Source organism: Flammeovirga sp. EKP202 (assembly GCF_014534745.1).
In the GTDB taxonomy this organism is placed as follows: Bacteria; Bacteroidota; Bacteroidia; order Cytophagales; family Flammeovirgaceae; genus Flammeovirga.
In genome coordinates this window covers 40,296-59,301 of the sequence record NZ_JACVVP010000002.1, presented here as the reverse complement: position 1 = coordinate 59,301, position 19,006 = coordinate 40,296, and the positions used below count along the sequence as shown (strand labels likewise).

General features: G+C 35.7%; 11 protein-coding genes and 1 pseudogene. 7 read left to right on the top strand and 5 right to left on the bottom strand.

The features are described from left to right. The first annotated feature begins 314 nt into the window (after positions 1-314). The gene (locus IC221_RS01370; protein ID WP_188167260.1) at positions 315-1,616 is read left to right on the top strand and encodes a hypothetical protein; all 1,302 of its coding nucleotides are present in this window, start codon (positions 315-317) and stop codon (positions 1,614-1,616) included. A gap of 164 nt (positions 1,617-1,780) precedes the next feature. Here the strand turns inward: IC221_RS01370 and IC221_RS01365 are convergent, their stop codons facing one another. Next, positions 1,781-2,647: an SDR family oxidoreductase gene (locus IC221_RS01365; RefSeq protein ID WP_188167259.1), complete on the bottom strand. Its 867-nt coding sequence runs from the start codon at positions 2,645-2,647 to the stop codon at positions 1,781-1,783. A gap of 527 nt (positions 2,648-3,174) precedes the next feature. Here IC221_RS01365 and IC221_RS01360 point away from each other — a divergent pair. Together IC221_RS01360 and IC221_RS01355 are read left to right on the top strand one after the other, a co-directional pair. Beyond that, positions 3,175-3,813 carry a cysteine hydrolase gene (locus IC221_RS01360; RefSeq protein ID WP_044212756.1) on the top strand — a complete coding sequence of 213 codons (639 nt, stop codon included), beginning with the start codon at positions 3,175-3,177 and terminating at the stop codon, positions 3,811-3,813. 296 nt (positions 3,814-4,109) lie between these two features. Continuing rightward, positions 4,110-6,755, top strand: coding sequence for a glycoside hydrolase family 19 protein (locus tag IC221_RS01355; RefSeq protein WP_188167258.1), 2,646 nt, complete (start codon positions 4,110-4,112; stop codon positions 6,753-6,755). A 69-nt stretch (positions 6,756-6,824) separates the two neighbouring features. On the opposite strand, the gene IC221_RS01350 is transcribed toward IC221_RS01355, so the two are convergent. Together IC221_RS01350 and IC221_RS01345 are read right to left on the bottom strand one after the other, a co-directional pair. Beyond that, positions 6,825-7,907: an AI-2E family transporter gene (locus IC221_RS01350; RefSeq protein ID WP_188167257.1), complete on the bottom strand. Its 1,083-nt coding sequence runs from the start codon at positions 7,905-7,907 to the stop codon at positions 6,825-6,827. A gap of 521 nt (positions 7,908-8,428) precedes the next feature. Beyond that, positions 8,429-9,586: a BamA/TamA family outer membrane protein gene (locus IC221_RS01345; RefSeq protein ID WP_188167256.1), complete on the bottom strand. Its 1,158-nt coding sequence runs from the start codon at positions 9,584-9,586 to the stop codon at positions 8,429-8,431. A gap of 604 nt (positions 9,587-10,190) precedes the next feature. Between IC221_RS01345 and IC221_RS01340 the strand changes: the two genes are divergently transcribed. After that, positions 10,191-10,691 (top strand): GNAT family N-acetyltransferase, encoded by a 501-nt coding sequence (locus IC221_RS01340; RefSeq protein ID WP_188167255.1) that lies wholly within the window; start codon positions 10,191-10,193, stop codon positions 10,689-10,691. 452 nt (positions 10,692-11,143) lie between these two features. Here the strand turns inward: IC221_RS01340 and IC221_RS01335 are convergent, their stop codons facing one another. After that, positions 11,144-14,422, bottom strand: coding sequence for an AsmA-like C-terminal region-containing protein (locus IC221_RS01335; protein ID WP_188167254.1), 3,279 nt, complete (start codon positions 14,420-14,422; stop codon positions 11,144-11,146). A gap of 336 nt (positions 14,423-14,758) precedes the next feature. Here IC221_RS01335 and IC221_RS01330 point away from each other — a divergent pair, with 336 nt between their 5' ends. Both IC221_RS01330 and IC221_RS01325 read left to right on the top strand, forming a co-directional pair. Then, positions 14,759-15,487, top strand: a complete 729-nt coding sequence (locus IC221_RS01330; protein WP_188167253.1) for a GntR family transcriptional regulator — start codon at positions 14,759-14,761, stop codon at positions 15,485-15,487. A gap of 475 nt (positions 15,488-15,962) precedes the next feature. Next, positions 15,963-16,847 (top strand): ROK family protein, encoded by an 885-nt coding sequence (locus IC221_RS01325; protein ID WP_188167252.1) that lies wholly within the window; start codon positions 15,963-15,965, stop codon positions 16,845-16,847. Between the two features lie 11 nt (positions 16,848-16,858). Here the strand turns inward: IC221_RS01325 and IC221_RS29840 are convergent. Next, positions 16,859-16,912 (bottom strand): annotated as a pseudogene (locus tag IC221_RS29840) (hypothetical protein); the annotation flags it as partial. A gap of 321 nt (positions 16,913-17,233) precedes the next feature. Between IC221_RS29840 and IC221_RS01315 the strand changes: the two are divergent. Next, positions 17,234-19,003 carry a class I mannose-6-phosphate isomerase gene (locus IC221_RS01315; protein WP_188167250.1) on the top strand — a complete coding sequence of 590 codons (1,770 nt, stop codon included), beginning with the start codon at positions 17,234-17,236 and terminating at the stop codon, positions 19,001-19,003. Positions 19,004-19,006 lie beyond the last annotated feature (3 nt).

Here is a 19,006-nt window from a genome sequence, read left to right as displayed (position 1 = left end):
TATATTTTTAAGAATGTAGAATTGTATTTAACTATACAATGAATTAAGCTTTCCTATCAAATTTTAGGAAAGGCCATCATAATCACAATAAATTATTTTTTATGCAGTAAATCATCACACATCACGTTCATAATCGAAATGACACGTTCTATATTATGTTACAAAAGTAGAATGAAATTTAGCGATTTATTTAGGAGTAGAATATTTTTTATAAAAACGTGTATTATAATCTTATGTACATTGTTTATATAGAGGGATAGTGTAAATTATTGCGACTGAAAAAATCGCAATAAATAAATTTTAATACCCTACTTATGAAAAACTCAAACCAGAACTTATTTTCATTCATTGAATATGTAAAGCTCTTATTAGATCATAAGGGTGAAGTTATTTACTTTTTTCAATTGAGCCGAACGTTAAATGAAGAACTATCTTATTGCACTTCAAAAAGAGAGGAGAAAAAGGTCAAAGATGCTTTTTATAAAACTTTTATCCGTTACAATATAAAATTACACAACGAGTATTCACTACAAGTGGAGGAGGTGATTATTCCACTGGAAGATCTTGAAGAACATACTTTTTATCAAAAAATAGGAGGATTGAAACAGTATGTGAAAGGAGAGGGAAAAGGTGTAAGAATAGGTTATCAGTTGAAAACCAACCAAGCTTACTTATCAACGGTTCAAGAATTATTTAATTTAAAAGCAATTATAAGTCAGACGAAAGAAAAGTCTAGGTTATTAAAGGATCCACAACTGTATTTGGAGAATATTGATTTTGAAAAAGGAAATCAACGAATCAATCAAAATAATTGGGTAGAATGGTTTGATGATGTCATGTTATGCATTGGCCGGTTAGAGTTTATAGAAATTGAATATCACTTTTTTGGTGAAGCGAAAAGAGAGAAAGTACTGCCCATGAAAGTGAGAGAAAACTTATATGGTAAATTGTACTTAATGAGTATAAAGGTGAACCAAAATAATGATTTACCGAATAGTATAGGCTATAAAAATATTTCCATTATTGAAGTAGAGGGAATACAATCTATCACGAAAAGAAAAGAATTTTTTAATGCAGAAAGTAAGAAGAATCAAGCGAGAATAACACAATTAAAAGACGAGTTTCAACATGCGATACAGTCTTTTGTAGGTGTGATTGTACCAGATTTTCCTTATCGATATACCCCTGATGCCACGATGATAAAGGACAATATTCCTAGTATCAAACTAAAGGTTTCTAGTTTTCAATTGCCTTTTTTACAGAATATTAAATCAAGAGTCAGCGTCAGAAAAGACACGGAAGCGGGTTATCACATTGTAGAGTTTAAAACTGTTCCCACGTTTGAGTTTATAAGATATGTGGTCATGCTTTCAGATGTGTGGAACTGTAATATTGTTTGGGAAGGAAAAAGTCTTGATACTGAAACTGCCATTGAAGTACTCGATGATAGGGGAAGCACAACTGCTTGGATCAGAGATTATTTGAAAGAAACATACCGAAGAGCCTTGTTTAAATATGAGGATAATCCAAAAATAAAAAAATTATTAGAGCAAGAAATAATGAGTTGGGAACCTAAAGATTATCCATTTTTATTCAAAGATGTTGATAACTCTTAATAAAAAGTGCTCATTTTACCATTATTAAAAGCGTTATTTGAAAATGTTCACAAGCAAGTGCTCTATTGTGAATAAGTGTGTGAATAAGTCTAAATTTGTGAATAACTCCATTTTGGATACTTGAAATTATTCACAATTTATAAAGTTATTCACAAATTGAAGTTTTAGACCTCTATATTCCAACCTAAATGTGATGCTAAATCTTGTTGAGCTTTGGTTGCTGCTTGATTGATAGTTTCCGTTCCTAATGCATTGAGTAGAGGATCCACTGTAGTTCTAAGTGGGCGATTTCCATTTGGCATTTTTATTAATTGTACAATTGCATCTGGTACCGGCTGAGGATGAGGTAGAAAATCTTTTTCCTCTTGAGGAGCTCCCCAAATTTGATCAGGAGTATTGACCATTTCCCCATAACTTTCCAATCGTTCTTGATCATGAGGTCCTGACTGAACTGACTCAAAATTAGTTTTGAATCCACCAGGTTGAACCATCACCACATCAATGCCTAATGGAGAAAGTTCATAATGATAGCTTTCTGTTAATCCTTCCACAGCAAACTTTGTAGCAGTATAAATTCCCGAATAAGGAAAAACGACTCTTCCTTGAATACTTGAAAGGTTAATAATCAATCCTTTTTTCTGCTTTCGCATTTGTGGTAATACGGCACGCATCATTCTTTGTACACCAAAGACGTTGACATCAAAGATTTTTTTGAACTGAGACTCTGGAAAAGCTTCCGTCCATCCGGTTCCACCAATGCCTGCATTGTTAATCAAAACATCTATTTGATCTACTGACTTGTAGATGCTCTCAATTGCATTATTTATAGATTCTTGATCAGTAACATCCAGCTCGATAATATGTAATGTACCTGCTGTCTGTTGAGCAAAACGCTGTAATTCTTCAATTGCTTTTTTTGAAAAAGTAGTTACTCCAATCATAGTGGCAAAAACAGTGTATCCTTCCTTGAGTAGTGTTTCTGTAGTCAGTTTTCCAAATCCGCTACTGCTTCCTGTTATAAGTATATTCATTTCGTTTTTTGTAAGAAAGATAAATGTCTCATTTCAGATAAAATATTTGTGGTTTAGCTTGAAGTAGATTTGTAGTAGTGTGAGTAAAGCATGAAGTACCTCTTTTCGGAGAAATACATTTCATTTTTTAGTTTTCACTAATCTTTTTTCCATTTTAATCATTAGAAACCGGTAGATTTCTGCTGATTTGAAGGACACGAATGATGCTTTCATTTAACATTCGTACTAGTGGTATTACTACTCTTTTAATTTGGTAATTCTACCCCGGCCTTGAAAGGAAAAGCGTTAAGAATTTCATGTCTTGAGTCGTTAATAATGAAGAAGAAGGAAACTTGAAAGTAATTCTATAAATGCTTGTAGAAAGGTTAATGGAAAGTTGACGATGATTTAGTTTACAGTATATTTTACAACTCTTGTGTTCACAATGATTTAACTTGTGAATCTTTTGGTTTTCAACTACCTTAAAACTAGAAAACTTGCTCATAGAGCTAAATCAATTTTTTACTAACTATTTAAATTTTTCAGAAATGGATTATAAGCAAACTGCCGTCGTACTCATTGAGTTTCAAAACGATTTTGCAACTCCAGGAGGTGTCTTTCATGAAGCTGTAAAAACAGTCATGCATCAAACAGACATGCTTTCTAACACGCAAGCAGTAATAAAGGCAGCAAGAGCCAAAGGTGCAGAAATCATTTACGTCCCTATTTCATTCTCTAGCGATTACAGAGAACTCACCCAAACCCCTTATGGTATCTTAAAAGGAGTGGTGGATAACAATGCTTTCCTAAAAGACGAGTGGGGAAGTCAATTGATCGATTTTCTTTCACCTCAGCCCGAAGACATCATCATTGAAGGGAAAAAAGGTCTGGATACTTTTTGTAGTACAAACCTTGACTTTATCTTAAGAAGTAAAGGTATACAGAATGTGGTATTAGCTGGTTTCTTAACCAACTGCTGCGTAGAATCTACAATGCGTACAGCTTATGAAAAAGGCTTTAATGTGATCACATTGACTGATTGTTGTGCTGCAACAAGTGTTGAAGAACATGAGAATGCTGTAAAACATGATTTCCCAATGTTTAGCCAACCGCTTTCAGCTGAAGAATTTATCGATTCTTTAGAAGAAGGAAAAGAGATTGCTTTGGTAGGTAGAGGCTACGAATAGCAATTCATTTTTTCTTAAACATCTCGTAAAGGAAGAAGAAACCACTATGTAAATGATACTACATTTTTTACAAGTGATTGATTCTTCCTTTTTTGATTTGTACCCTCATTATTAAACCATAGAGCTTTAAAACGGCCTTAATTGTACCCATTTTGCATCAAAATTTAGGTGCAGATGACTACTTAAATGTACCCCTTGCTGATTTTTTAAAAGCCATTATTCCGTCTAGTTTTAGCATTATCAAATGCTTCAAAACAAAAGAAGCTACTATTTCAACCAACTTATATCTACTACAAATGAAGTTTATAACAACACTATCAATGTGTGTGTTAGTCTTTTTACTCCCTTCAGTAACTAACGCACAAAATCCACTGACTGAGCAAGAGTACAACGAACTATTTCCTTACCGATTTGGAACAGAATCAGCACCCGATGGAGGATATGTACTCAATCCCGCGAACGATTTTTATACGTATGCAAGCTTTATCGAGGCGATGGATCGTATGAAGAATATTAAAGTGTACATGGAAAGGCGGGAAGGAACCAATCTTTACAAAGTAACGAGAGAAGATAAAACGACAGGTGAAACGAAAATAATCAGAACAGACGCAGGTTTTGATGACTCTTGGAATGCACAAAAAAGCATCATTTTACAGGAAGTAGACTATGCACTTTTCTTGTCAGAAGGAACATTGGAACAGCGTCGTAGAGAATTATCTGCGTTTTTAGCCAATATATCTCAAGAGACAACGGGAGGGTGGTCCACTGCTCCTGGCGGAAAGTATGCATGGGGATTATACTTTAGAGAAGAGGTAAGTTATGCCGGAACAGACCTTATTGGGTATGTGGAGCAAAATCATCCTGATTACCCTGCGGTGGCTGGAAAATCGTATCATGGTAGAGGTCCCATTCAATTGTCATGGAACTATAATTACGGTCAAGTCAGTCAGTTTTTATATGGAGATAAAAATGTCTTATTGGCCAATCCAGAGAGAGTCATTGAAGATGGAGCACTGGCTTTTCAGACAGCGATATGGTTTTGGATGACACCACAATTCCCCAAACCTTCAGCACATGATGTAATGGTAGGAAATTGGGAACCGACTTCTTATGATTTAGAAAATAACCGTTTACCAGGATTTGGTGTTACCGTTAACATTATCAATGGAGGATTGGAATGTGGTTCAGGTACAGAAAAGGCAAAAGTATTGAGCCGAATAGGACATTATGAACGACACTCTTCAATTTTGAATGTAACTACTGATTTAGATGGACAATCTTCTTGCAATGCTTGTGGATGTGCGAATCAAAGACCTTTTGGTGGAAATGAGCCAGAACCTACGCCAAAGAAACCAAGAATCTCCTTATTGTCTCCATCCTCAAATGAAATTCGTATGGAGACTTTTTCAGCTATTTCAATTGAAGCGAGTGTATTGGATAAAGAGGATCAAGCAATAGCAGATGTTTCTATTTCAGTCAATGGAAATGTGTTATCTACGGTAGGAACAACAGCTTCATTTACCCCAACTGCTTATGGAACTTTAACGATCACTATTGTTGCAGAAGATCGATTTGGAGAACAAAGTACCTTAACATCTACTTTGGAAATCATTGATCCTAAAGTCAATTGTGGTACGGCTTGGGAAGCTAAAACTTATACAGCAGGAGAAGAGGCAGTCTATGATGGGATCGTTTATAACGCAGCATGGGAAACCAAAGCGGAGGATATTCCAGGTACTTCCAATGTTTGGAAAATCAAATCGACTTGCCCAGGCTACACCTTTGATTGTACAGGGGTGGAAGAATGGAGTGCTTCTAAAACGTATCAAACCAATGGTATGAAGGTGGTATACAACAATCAAATTTATACATTCAAAAAATGGTGGTCTACGGGAAATCAACCCGATCAAGACCCGTCTACTTGGCAACTTTTAGGCAATTGCTCAGGAGGAAGTGAAGTGGATAATCCTCCAACAGTTTCTTTTATTTCACCTGAAAATAATACGACGTTTACCACACTTTCACCTATTAATATTCAAATCAACGGTACGGATGATCAAGGTACAATCGCTTGGAGTATTCAAATCAATGATGAAGAAGTAAGTACATCACCGCAATTCACTTTTACACCTCCTTCATACGGGCAATATTCTATTTCGGCAATTGCCACTGATACCAGAGGACAGTCCACTACAAAAAGTATTCAAGTTCTTTTTCAAGAAGAAAATACTGAAAACCAGTTACCCACTGTAAGTATCGTTGTGGAAAATAACATTGAGCAAGAAGCTTTATCTCCAGTTCAAGTTTCCATTATTGCCAATGATACGGATGGACAAATAACGTCTATCGTTTCTCAGGTAGATGGTACTACTTTTGCGACTCCCGATTTTAATTTTACACCTTCAACTTTTGGAACACATTTGATCTCTACAACGGTTACTGATAATGATGGAGGACAAACGGCAACTTCTGTTACTATTTCAGTCATTGAAAAAACAAATGGAGGAGATTGTGGTGGAGTAGAAGAATATGCCAACTATCCGTCGATTTATCAAAGTGGAAATAGAGTCAGCTATCAAGGAATGCTTTATGAGGCAGTCGTCAATAATCTTTATAATGTCACGCCAGGAACAGCGGATCATTGGTGGAAGCCTCTCGGAGAATGTGGTGCTTCCAATGCTCGAAAAAGAGATTTAGCAGAAAGTACCATGGACGAGATTAAAGTATATCCTAATCCAGTTGTTGATCAACTTCATATTCAATTGATAGAGGGAGATACTTTTCAAGTGGCTTTGTTTAATGAAAATGGACAACAAATCCTTTCCCAAAACAAAAAGGAATCTCATTTGAAAATTGATTTTTCAACCCTAGGCAATGGAATCTATTATCTCCTATTGGAGTCTTCTGATGGAAATAAAACTTGGAAAAAAATTATAAAATAGAGAAATCTAAAATCAATAAATAGTAGAAGAGATGGCAAGTCATTGATGACGAACCATCTCTTTGTGTTTTTATAACTCTTGTGTCAAAGCTTTTACAAATGGATTTTCAGGGTAAAATTCCTTCATCACCACTTTGATGACCGTATAGATAGGAACTGCGAGAATCATTCCTACAATTCCCATCAAAATTCCGAATACAAAGATCACTATAAATATTTCTAAGGGATGAGAGTTAACGCTTTTGGAAAAGATAATAGGTTGTGAAAAATTATTGTCGATGAACTGAGTTAGTCCATAAGCCACCCCAATTTTTCCCAGTAATGGAAGTAATTCTGTTTTAAAATCCATACCCAAATTTTCAGTTGTCGCTAACAACCCCATTAACCCTAATCCAATAAGAGGTCCTACATAAGGAATTAGATTAAGTAAGGCACAAAGAAAAGCGATTACTAAAGCATTGCTCACACCGATGACAAAAAGTGAAATAAGATATGCTACAAAAACAATAAGAATTTGTACGGTCAACCCAAGAAAATAGCGTGATAAAAGCTTTTTGGTTTTGATAATGGAAGACATGATTTCCTTCTCGTTTTCAATTGGCATTATAGAAATCAAGAAGTTACCGATTTGCTCACTTTCTTTGATAAAGAAAAAGGAAATAAAACCGACAGAGAAAATGCCTACACTAAAAGAACCAATCGAATTAATCACGGATGAAAATACTTTGGGAGTATTGTTTACTTTTTTGTGAATAAGATCACCTAAATTAAATAAAGTAAGGTCTACTCCATAGCGTACCGTAAATTGATTGATTTCTAGAAAAGCAGCATTTACATTTTCTTTAAACTTGGCGATATTCCCTAATGAAAGATTATGTGCTTCTTGCATGATCAAAGGAATAAAAAGACTAAGAAAAAGTAATGACAGAAGCGCAAAGCTACTCATCACCACCATAACTGCCGAAGTATTGGATAAATGCCATTCTCTTTTTAAATAGGATTTAAAAGGATACGCCATCAGAGCAATTACACCCGCTGTAGCAATGTAGATGATGACCGATTTTAGAAGGAAAAGTGCATAAAGACCGATACAGATGAATACCAATTTTTTGATGGTATCCAGAAGGCCCTTACTGATTAATTTATAATCCATTTTACAATTTAATTTTGTTGATAACAGGCAGAGCTTTTGAAGAAGAACCGCAAATTTTAGTATGTAAAACGGAGTCAGAGAGGATGGTATTTATAAATTTCGGTTATAAGGTATTAAATGTTGGTTGAAGCGTGTTATACAGTAAACTATAATCATCGTTGATCATCAAATTACATATCTACAAACTTTATAGGACTTACTTTCAAGTTTCCTTCTTCTTCGTTTTTGTCTTGAAACAAAAAGAAGCAAAAAATTCAAGGCTTTGAAGTCAAAAGCTAAATTCCATTCCTTTCGCCTATTGAAAGGATAACTCGATCAAAACTTCATCGTTTTGAGATGCTCAAACAGCAAAATCATTTTTAACGGCTCACTTCATTAAATTCTTCACGCTTTTCCCTTCAAGGCCGATGAAAGCCCTACCAAACTAATGAAGTAGAATGGCCATTGGTGCGAATGTTAAGCGATAGCGTCATTTGTTTCCTATAAATAAAAAACACTAGTATTCGATATATACTACTATTTTATCTAAACCAATTGCTTCCTACTGTCAAGTACCAAGCCCAAATTTCTGGTCCCCTCGCAATGTCAATACCTGCATGCAAGCCATAATCAGAAGCAATAAAATATCGGAAACCAAAACCACCTGCTACTCTGGATTGAGTAAAATCAAATTCTTGAATTTTTGGAGCAGTAAAACCGGTTCCCACAAAACCAACGGCACTCCATCGTTTAAAAACCTGCCACCTCCATTCAGTTTCCAATACCAATGCATTATGATCTTGGTAGCGTAGGGCAGGAATTCCTCGAAGGCGAACAAAAGGCAACTCAAAGAAAGGTACATTATTTCCCCACTTGGCTTGGTACTGCAATCGATAACCTGAAAAGAGTTTCCTTTTTTTGACTGGTAAATAATAATAGGTGCGATGCGTGAAGTTGGTATAATCATTATCACCTCCTAAAGCTTTATGAAAAATCCCAAATTCGGTAGTAGTCATGATACCTTTTGTTGGAGTGAAAGTATTGTCTCGATTATCCCACATTAATACAGCATTCATACCACCAAGATTAGTTTCTTCCTTTAAAGGTTCAGTTTCTGGTTCGCTGTCAATAAAAGTGATATTGTTATTGAAGAATAAATAGTTAATTCCTGTAAACAAAGGAAGTTCTTTTTTAGGTCTGAATAGGAACTCATGAAATGTCATGACCCCTTGCATATTAAAGTTGTACTCTCCATTGTCAATTATACCGGAACCATAAAATGTAAGGTTGGGAGACAAATAAGCAAAGGCACCCAGATATCTGAAGCGGTCATTATGATAAGAACCTTGATGAAAAAGTGCCGCTAACCAAGTTCCATTGGCGGTATAAGCTCCCGCTGCTCCAGTGGTAATAGGAGGTAAATCTTTACTTTGAGCAAATCGGTTAAGAGTATCAAGACTTTCCCTGTTTCTCTTTTGTCCATGAAAATAAATAGCGGTAAGCCCACCTCCAAAACCCACAGCAGGTTCAGTGATAATAATAGGTACAGGGAGAAAACCAAAGCCAGAATTCAAAAATTGACTAACATCCAAGGCATGATCCGTAGAATCAATAAAATACTTTTGAATGATACTTTGAGCCGATAATTGTTGATAGATGAGCAATAAAAAGAAGAAAGAAAATAGTTTGAGAAATTTCATGGAAATGTTGATGAATGATAATATGAAAGAGGATTTGAAATTAACTATGGGTTTTAAACAAATATATCATAAAATCATTGTAATCAGTAACTTAACAGAGAAGCTCTTGTAGTGCTTCAATGAAATACATTTTATATTAAGTACATTGTAAACTAAGTTTTAGTTAATTAATTCAATTCTTTTTAAGAAGGATAAATGGTAGTGTATTATGGTTCGTGAGGACGTTTTACTAAAACGTCCCTACAGAACTGCATTTTAGAAGATAATTACAAAATCCATTTCTTTTGTAATCAGGTAATCATTTATTAATATCTTCTTTTCCCTTCAAGACCTAGCTTTTTGTGCTTCTATTACTTTTCAGATGATAAACTGTAGCTGAAATAACAGCTGCTTTGAATCCAAGAACCATAATTTTTCCACAGGTAGAAAATATCTTTTTCATAACGTTTTTGATTAATAAAATTTAGAGCATTTTTTCCTAGTTAGACGCTATTTGTTGAACGATTGTTCAGTTTTTTGATTTTAAATTTAAAATGTTAACAATTTTGGGTACCTTTCACCAGACATTCAACAGAAAGTCTATCCATTTATAATTATTAATCCTATGTTGTCATTTCAAACAGACAGACTTCAATTAGAAATCATTCATCCTTCTGATTTCGATGAAATACTTGAAATTTTTAATGAAGAAGGAATCTTCGAGTACATTGCTCCGCTTCAAGGATTGAGTAGGGTTGAGCACGTTTTAAAACTTCATCGAAAAGTCAATGAAGCCAAAAACAAGGAAGGATATATTTGGGCCGTAAGGGAATTGGATTCAAATCGATTAGTGGGGTTGATCAACCTTAATCAATTGCCGGACACACATGATATTCAGATTGGGTGGATTTTGAGTAGTCAATTTCAAGGGAAAGGATATGCTTATGAATCAGCAAAAGTGGTTTTTGATTATGGAGTGAATGATTGGAAGGTTAATCCTATTTTTGCGATTGTTGAAGATGGAAATATTCCGTCTGAAAAGATAGCATTGAAGCTAGGCTTAGAATTCAGGCATTATTTCACACAAGATGATGTGAAGCTAAAACTGTTTAGTTATTGTAAATAGTCATTACATTGTAAACTAAGTATTTGGCTTTTGGTTTTTTTGGAAATCGGGAGATTTCTGATGATTAGTGAGACACGAATGCCGCTAACGCTTAACATTCGCGCCAGTGAGCTTTCTACCGTTTTAGTTTGGTAGTGCTCCCCCGGCCTTGAAGGGAAAAGCGTTAAAAATTTCATGAATCGAGCCGTTAAAAATGATTTTGTTGTTTGAGTGCAGCGAGTTTAAAATCATTTAGGCGAGAGTAATGAAATTTAGCTTTTGACTTCAAAGCCTTGAATTTTTTGCTTCGTTTTTGTTTCAAGACAAAAATGAAGAAGAAGGCAGCTTGGAAGTAGTCTCCATAAAGTCTAGTAGAAATATGGATTTCAAGTTGACGATAATTTAGTTTACGATGTAGTACACTCACATAAAAAAAGAGGAATGAAATATGATGTTTTCATTCCTCTTTTTTATTATCCTTTTTTCTCTTTTTCCTTCTTCTTATTTTTCTTGCCTTTCCCCAGTTTGATGTTATAATCATCCACTGTTCCCTCAATTCTGACGGCTACATATTTACCACCTTCATCTTGCTGGATTTCATCTGGCTCATCGTCTTTTTTCTTCTTGCCTCCACCTGTTAAAGTATTCCAGGCTACTGACCTTACCAATCGGAAAGGCACTTCTACCATATAGGCCATTTGCATGTCTAAATGTTGCTCTCCAGACATATAAATTTGACCGATTGTAGAGGCAATGCTCATACGTGGGATATAGAAAACACCATTCTCCACGGTAAATTTATTTTGCAAAGTATCAAAACGGATATTATTCATATCCTTGTTACCGAAGTAGGTGGCCATGGCTTCTAAAGGCGCAAAATCAACTACACGACCATTTAAAAGGGTCAAATCAATGTCAGCACTTGTTTCCGCAATATCAATAGTAAGGTCATTATTGATATGTGCTTTAGCGGTCATGGTCGAATTCAAAATACCATCAAAATTTCTAGAGATATTGATTTTCTCCCCTTCATATTCCACTTCGAAATCTACTTGAGAAAGGTCTACATTATTCAGTTTGGCTTTACCGTCCATGATCACTTTTTGAGGATCTTGAAGGTTGGCCATACCCGAAAGTTCCAATCCACCAATATCACCCAAACGTACCTGAACATCATTAAGTGCAATAGTCTGATCCGGTGAAGTGATTACTTGCCCTTTGAAGTTTTTGATGTCCATTTCCATCAACTTCATTCGGTCTACTTTCACATCCAATTCCAATTTAGGATACTTGATTGCAAAAATATCAACAGGTTCTTCCTCCTCAATTTGTTGAGCTCTTGAAGCCGAAGAAGCCTCATAAGTTTCAGCTGGCAATGTCAGTTTCAAAAGCTCATTGAAGTTGATCATTTTGGCGTCAACTTGGAATTTTCCGTAGAAATCTTTTCGAGTAGAATCGGTTATATTGTAAAGTTGGGCATTAAAAGTCATATCACTTTGTCCTACTTTACCCGTAAAGTCATTCAGAAGGATATTGTTATCGTTTTTGACCAATTCAAACTTAAAGTTTCTGAATATTAAAGGCGAAATACTCAATCTCCATTTCAGACCTTTCATCCATAAGCGGAAGTTCGGTACTTTTTTACCTGAAAATAACTCTTGGTTAACGACATCCACACCTCCTGCAATTTGGAAGTTGTTCATCTTTTCATTCTCAAAAGTTTTCGGTACTAACAATGAATCCCCATAAGTAAAGAAATCCACAACACGCATGGAGTTGGATTGGATATTAAAGCCAGATTTGATGGTAATCGTAGAATCTTTGTAGACCAACCCGTCATAATCCTCAAAGCCACCTTGGAATTTAAAATCACTTTCACCAATATTTCCTTTTAGGTATTTCACTCCAATGTGCTTCTTCGTAATGCCCATCAATCCGGTAACACTATGCACCGGCTGGAAGTTTTCAAAGTGTGTTTGAAGGTCATTGATAGTAAGTGTTCCGTAAGGAAGAAGTTTATAATCATTGATTCCTTCTGAGGTTGTTTTTAAGGTGAAATCAATATTAATATCATGGAGGTTTTCTGCCAGATCGGAATTAATAGAATCTGAATATTGGAGCAATTCTTTAACCATTAGGTGTTTAGATTCCAATTTCACATCCGCTATAATGTCTGTATTCATACCCAAAGCATAAAAGAGTAGGTTGTCGATATTACCATTGAATTTAAAATCACTACCATCCAACTGTCCTCTCAAATCTTTTACACCCAAGTGATTGTCCCAGATATAGAAAATACCACCCATGCTATGAGGTTTCATTCCAGTTGGTTTGTGCTTGAAATGAAGGTTATCTACTTTCAGAGCAATCTTTTGTTCCGTATCATCAAGATTTAAGAATTTCTTTTTCTCAATATCTATATCATACGTCACATCGGCCTGAAATTCGACTTTACCACCAAGGCTATCAATTGGAAGGTCTGTGAGTAAATCATTGAAGTTGTCCAGTCCCATATTCGCTTCCCACTGTAGGTCGATATGAGGTTGTTTGATACCGTTGGAAACAGAAAGTTTACCTTTTGTATCACCATTTGAAGATTCAAGTACAAACTTGCTTAAATCGAATTGTAATTGGGAGAAATCAGTAGAATCACCCGTATTCAAGTAGGCTTTAAAACTGAAATCGTTGATCGCATAAGGTGTTTTAAGGCTCTTTAAAGTGAATTTTTTCAATTCTACATTGGCTTCCACTTTAGGAAGAGTAGAAGCTGATTTACCTGTTACTTTAGCATCAAATTCCAACCCGTCTAATGTACTTGAATAGTTCGATTCTAATTTTTCTACATCAATCTTTCCGTTGGCAAGTAAGTTGATGATGTTCAAATCTTTTTGGGAGGCGTGAATATCCAAATCCAAATACATATCGTTTGGAATGTCAACAGTTCCCGAAAGGGAAAAGGCGGCCCCTTGTAATAAAGCATCACAAGTATCAATGGTGATGAATTTTCGTTGTCTGTCGAATCGTAAATCAGATGTAAACTCTAAACTTTTATTAGGCCAAAGGATTTTTTTCTCTTTAAGAATTCCCAATAACTCCACATTGAATAACAAGTGGTTGGTAATTTCATTGGCATTGTATTCCAAAGAAGTAGTGATTTGATGTACTTGCATTCCAACTCCAACTTCTGTCATTCCGTTGTAGGCTGTAACTTTGATATTTTTTAAAGTCAGTTCATCCAACGCAATATCAAAAGCAGGAGGAGCACTTTTTGTAGTGTCCGCAGGTTCTTCGACCGCAGTGGTGTCTGAGAGATCAATACCTAATGCATTGACAAGGTTGAAGGTGCTGTCTTTATAGGTACGGAGATTGACCTCCCCGTCCTCTAATTTGATGGCACCGATATGCACATCACCTTTTATAAGTTTTACGATGTTGATTGAAACATAAAAGTTACCCAAAGCGGCAATCGGCTTTGTAACTTCTTCTCTGTCTTCAATTTTCTTTTCGTGATAAATAATGTCCTGTAATTGTAATGTGAAATTAGGGAAGTCTTCAAAAGGTGCAATTCCAATTTGCCCGATTTGAAGATCACCGTTCTGCTCTTGATTGGCAGCTTCCATTACTTTTTCTTTGATAGTTTGTCTATTTGCATAAAATAGAATAACCGCTATGATTAATATACCTACAATAGTTCCGAAGATATAACCAAACCATTTTAATATTTGCTTTCCTATAGATGTTTGATTTTTCACTTGCAATAATAATTTTTAAGGGAATTAGGAATTTATTAACGTAATACTCCGATGTTTTTATTATTCGATGTATACGACCAAATGAGAGAATAGATTTTTTAGAAATATATAAAAAAAAGATGGAAGCCTTAATTTATCTAAAAATAAATATTGATGAATCGTGTATAAATATTTAAAACCTTCATTTTTAAGAGGATAGAGTGATTTTATAAAGTACACTCGAAAAGCAGTATGAATGTTAACATTTTCGAAGTAACCATAAAGTTTAAAGTGTGCTATTGACATTAAAAGAATTATTAACTTGTTTTGTTATGTTCAAACATATGAACATGAATTATGAATATACTTATTAACCATACATCATCAATCCCTTTTCATAAACAAATTGAAGAGGAGCTAAGAAAACTAATCGACACAGGCGAATACGACAACGGGAAACTTTTTCCGAAGGAAGTAGACATCAGTAACCGTGTGGGTGTTTCTAGAAATACAGTAAGGCAAGCGATCAACACATTGGTAGGAGAAGGACTATTGGAGCGAAAGAAAGGTGTGGGTACAACTGTAGCCAAAAGAAAAATCGGAACGAAATTATCAGAATGGCATAGCTTTACACAAGAAATGAGTGCTAAGGGCATTCCTTTTAAAAATTACTTGGTACAACACGATACGGTCAATGCTGAAGCGTTAACCGCTGAAATTTTGAATATTGAAGAAGGCAAAGAGATCCACCGATTGACGCGTTTGAGAGGTGATCAAACTGATCCTTTTGTTTATTTCATTTCATGGTTTCACCCTAGAGTCGCTTTTGATCAAGAAGAGCAATTTGAAAAACCTCTTTATGATATCATCGAAGAGAAGTTCAATATTGTATTGACAAAATCATCAGAGGAACTGACGGCCATGTTAGCGGATAAGAAATTATCTGAGCTATTAAAAATAGAAGAAGGTGCACCAATCTTATTCCGATCAAGAATTGTTTCTGATCCAGGGGGAAGAGTGGTGGAAATCAATCATGGATATTACAGAGCAGATCGCTTTACGTATCAGATTGAAATCAATAAATAACGTAGGTTTTGTAGTGCTATCTTAGTAAAATAGCTACAAGTCTACAGTATTGAAACTTACTTACGCTTCGTAAGAATTTAGCGATAAACTAAATAGAAATCAGGAGATTTCTGACGATCAGTAGGACACGAATGACGCTTACGCTTAACATTCGCGCCATTGAGCTTTCTACCATTTTAGTTTGGTAGTACTCCCCCTGGCATTGAAGGGAAAAGCGTTAAGAATTTCATGGAATGAGCCGTTAAAAATGATTTTGCTGTTTGAGCGCAGCGAGTTTAAAATCATTTAGGCGAGAGGAATGAAATTTAGCTTTTGACTTCAAAGCCTTGAATTTTTTGCTTCGTTTTTGTTTCAAGACAAAAATGAAGAAGAAGGAAGTTTGAAAGTAGAACCTTAAAAGTTTTTAGAAAGGCCGATTGAAAGTTAGTTTATAGCGTACCAACACTACACAAAGTAGAAATGAAATGTTAAACCGATGGACAGATTTATACTAACAGCAGACATAGGAGGAAGTCATATCAGCAGTGGTGTGATTACACTTTCTTCCATGCAAATTTTAAAAGACACCATAGCCACTGTAAAAGTAAACAGTCAGGCAGATGCTGAAAATATTATTTCAGATTGGACTAAGGCATTAGAGCAATCATTAGAAAACCATGCAGGAACAATTGAGGGTATTGCCCTTTCTATGCCAGGACCTTTTAATTACGAGGAAGGCATTTGTGTAATGAAAGGAGTAGGGAAGTATGAAAGTATATTCGGATATAACATTCGGTTAGTACTTTTTGAGAAATTTAAAAAATATATCACTGATCCTTCTCATATCACTTTTCTTAACGATGCCGATGCGTTTGTTTTGGGGGCCGTTCAGTCTCAAAATTATAAAAATGAAAAAGTCATTGGACTGACGCTTGGTACTGGCTTTGGATCAGGCTTTGTTGAAAACGGTCAATTGATCACCGAGGACAGCAGAGTACCTAAAGGTGGATTGATGTATTGCCAACCTTACAAGGAAGGAATTGCAGAAGATTATATTTCTACCCGATGGTTTGTGAAAGAATGGGAGAAAAGAGAAGGTGAAAAAATCAAAGGTGTAAAAGAAGTAGCAGAAGCTGATAAAATCACTTCTCAACAGCTTTTTGATGAATTTGGAGACCACCTTTCAGCCACACTAAAGCCATGGAGCGAAATGTTCCAACCCACCAAAATGATCATAGGAGGAAATATCACCAATGCATTGGACAGGTTTTCTTCTCCATTAAAAAATCAATTAAATATTGAAGAAATCATCGCCTACCCTCATACGGAAGAAGCTTCAATGATTGGAGCGGCGTTGCATTTTCTACAACAGAAAAAATAAATACGACTGTACGACTTAAATGGTTCGTGAGGACGTTTTACTAAAACGTCCCTACAGTACTGCATTTTAGGAGATTATAATAAACCTTTTTCTTTTGACATAATAGTCAGATAATCATTTAGTAGTATCTTCCCCGGCCTTGAAGGGAAAAGCGTGAAGAATTTTATGTATTGAGCTGTTAAAAACCACTGGCGCGAATGTTAAGCGTAAGCGTCATTCGTCATTCGTGTCCTACAGATCATCAGAAATCTCCTGATTTCTAAAAACTATAAACAGCGAGAACTTAGTTTACAATGTAATTAATACGAAGCACTAAAATATTTAGTGAAAACAGTTTAGAAAACACAAACAAACAGATTCAAAATAATTCCATTATCAATATAAAAATGACTAGAAACACAAAACAATACCTAATGCCATCCTCGGTGGATAAACCATCAAAAGGGATGTACAACATTTACCCTTCTCATGCTATAAAAGAAGGAGAAATCAATATTGGCTACACTTCGTTGGCAAAAGCAATGCAACAGCATTCATGTATTCTACTTGATGGATATGTAGGGGTGAACTGGGAAGCGGTGACTACGCAATTGTTAGATGCTTTTAAAGCAGAAGGACTAACGAAAATCCGTTTTGTAAATATTGAAGGAGCATTAAAATCAGAGGAAGAAATTGATGCAATGATTGCACCGTTCTTAGGCGGAGATGATCCTATTTTCGGAAAGCTTTATGAAGGAAAAATCAATGACTTTTTTGATGCATCAAAATTAGAAGCCATTACAGCTGAAGAAGATTATTTGACCGTGATCTACGGTTGTGGTGCTTCCTTAATCAATATTGAAAATGCGGCTTTGGCGTATTTGGATGTTCCTAAAAATGAGATCCAGTTCCGTTCGAGAGCGGCAGGAGTGATCAACTTAGGTGCCAAGGAAAGTATTGCACCAAAACCACAGTACAAGAGAATGTACTTTGTGGATTGGATCGTATTGAATCACCAAAAAGCAGATATTCTTCCTAAAATCGATTATATCATTGATGAGCAGAGAAGTGATGCCATTACTTGGACAGATGGTGACACGTTCCGTAAGGGATTGGAAGATATGTCGAAAAATGCATTCAGAGTACGTCCTTGGTTTGAGCCAGGTGCTTGGGGAGGTCAATGGATCAAAGACAAAATTGGAGGATTGGCACAAGATGTTCCAAACTATGCATGGTCATTTGAATTGATTGTTCCTGAAAACGGTATTGTGTTTGAAGCCAACGGCAATTTATTGGAAGTTTCTTTTGACTTTTTGATGTTCCATAATAATAAAAATGTATTGGGTGAAGCAAGTGAGCGTTTCGGGTATGATTTCCCTATCCGTTTTGATTTCTTAGACACCGTAGGTGGAGGAAACCTTTCGGTACAATGTCACCCAAGACCTGAATATATGAAGGAGCATTTTGGTCATACTTTTACCCAAGATGAAACGTACTATATGCTGGATGCTAAAGAAGACGCAAAAGTGTATTTGGGTTTCCAGGAAGATATTGTTCCAGAAGAATTTGAAGCGGCATTGACGGATAGTTTTGAGAATGCAAAAGAGCTTCAAATTGAAAATTATGTACAGGTGCATCCTGCGAAGAAGCATGATTTATTCTTGATTCCAAATGGTACAATCCACTGTTCGGGTACTAACGGAATGGTATTAGAAATCAGTGCTACGCCTTATATTTTCACTTTTAAAATGTATGATTGGTTACGTTTGGATTTAGATGGAAAGCCAAGACCAATGAACATCAAAAGAGGAATGGAGAACTTGTACTTTGACCGTAAAGGTGACAAGGTGCAGCAGGATTTAATTTCTCACCCTAAAGTAATGGAAGAAGGTGATGACTATCAAATCATCAATTTACCAACACACAAAGAGCATTTCTATGCCGTGGACCGTTTGGAATTCGATAGTGAAATGGAAGTGGAGTTGAACAATCAATGCCATGTGATGAGTTTGGTAGAAGGAGAAAGCATTACGGTGATTACTAACGACAACACTTTCGAGGTGAACTATGCGGAGACGTTTGTAGTTCCAGCAGCAAGTGGTACTTATAAATTAGTGAACACATCAGGAGAGAGAGTGAAGGTGATTAAGTCTTGGGTGAAATCAGAAGAATGCTAAGCT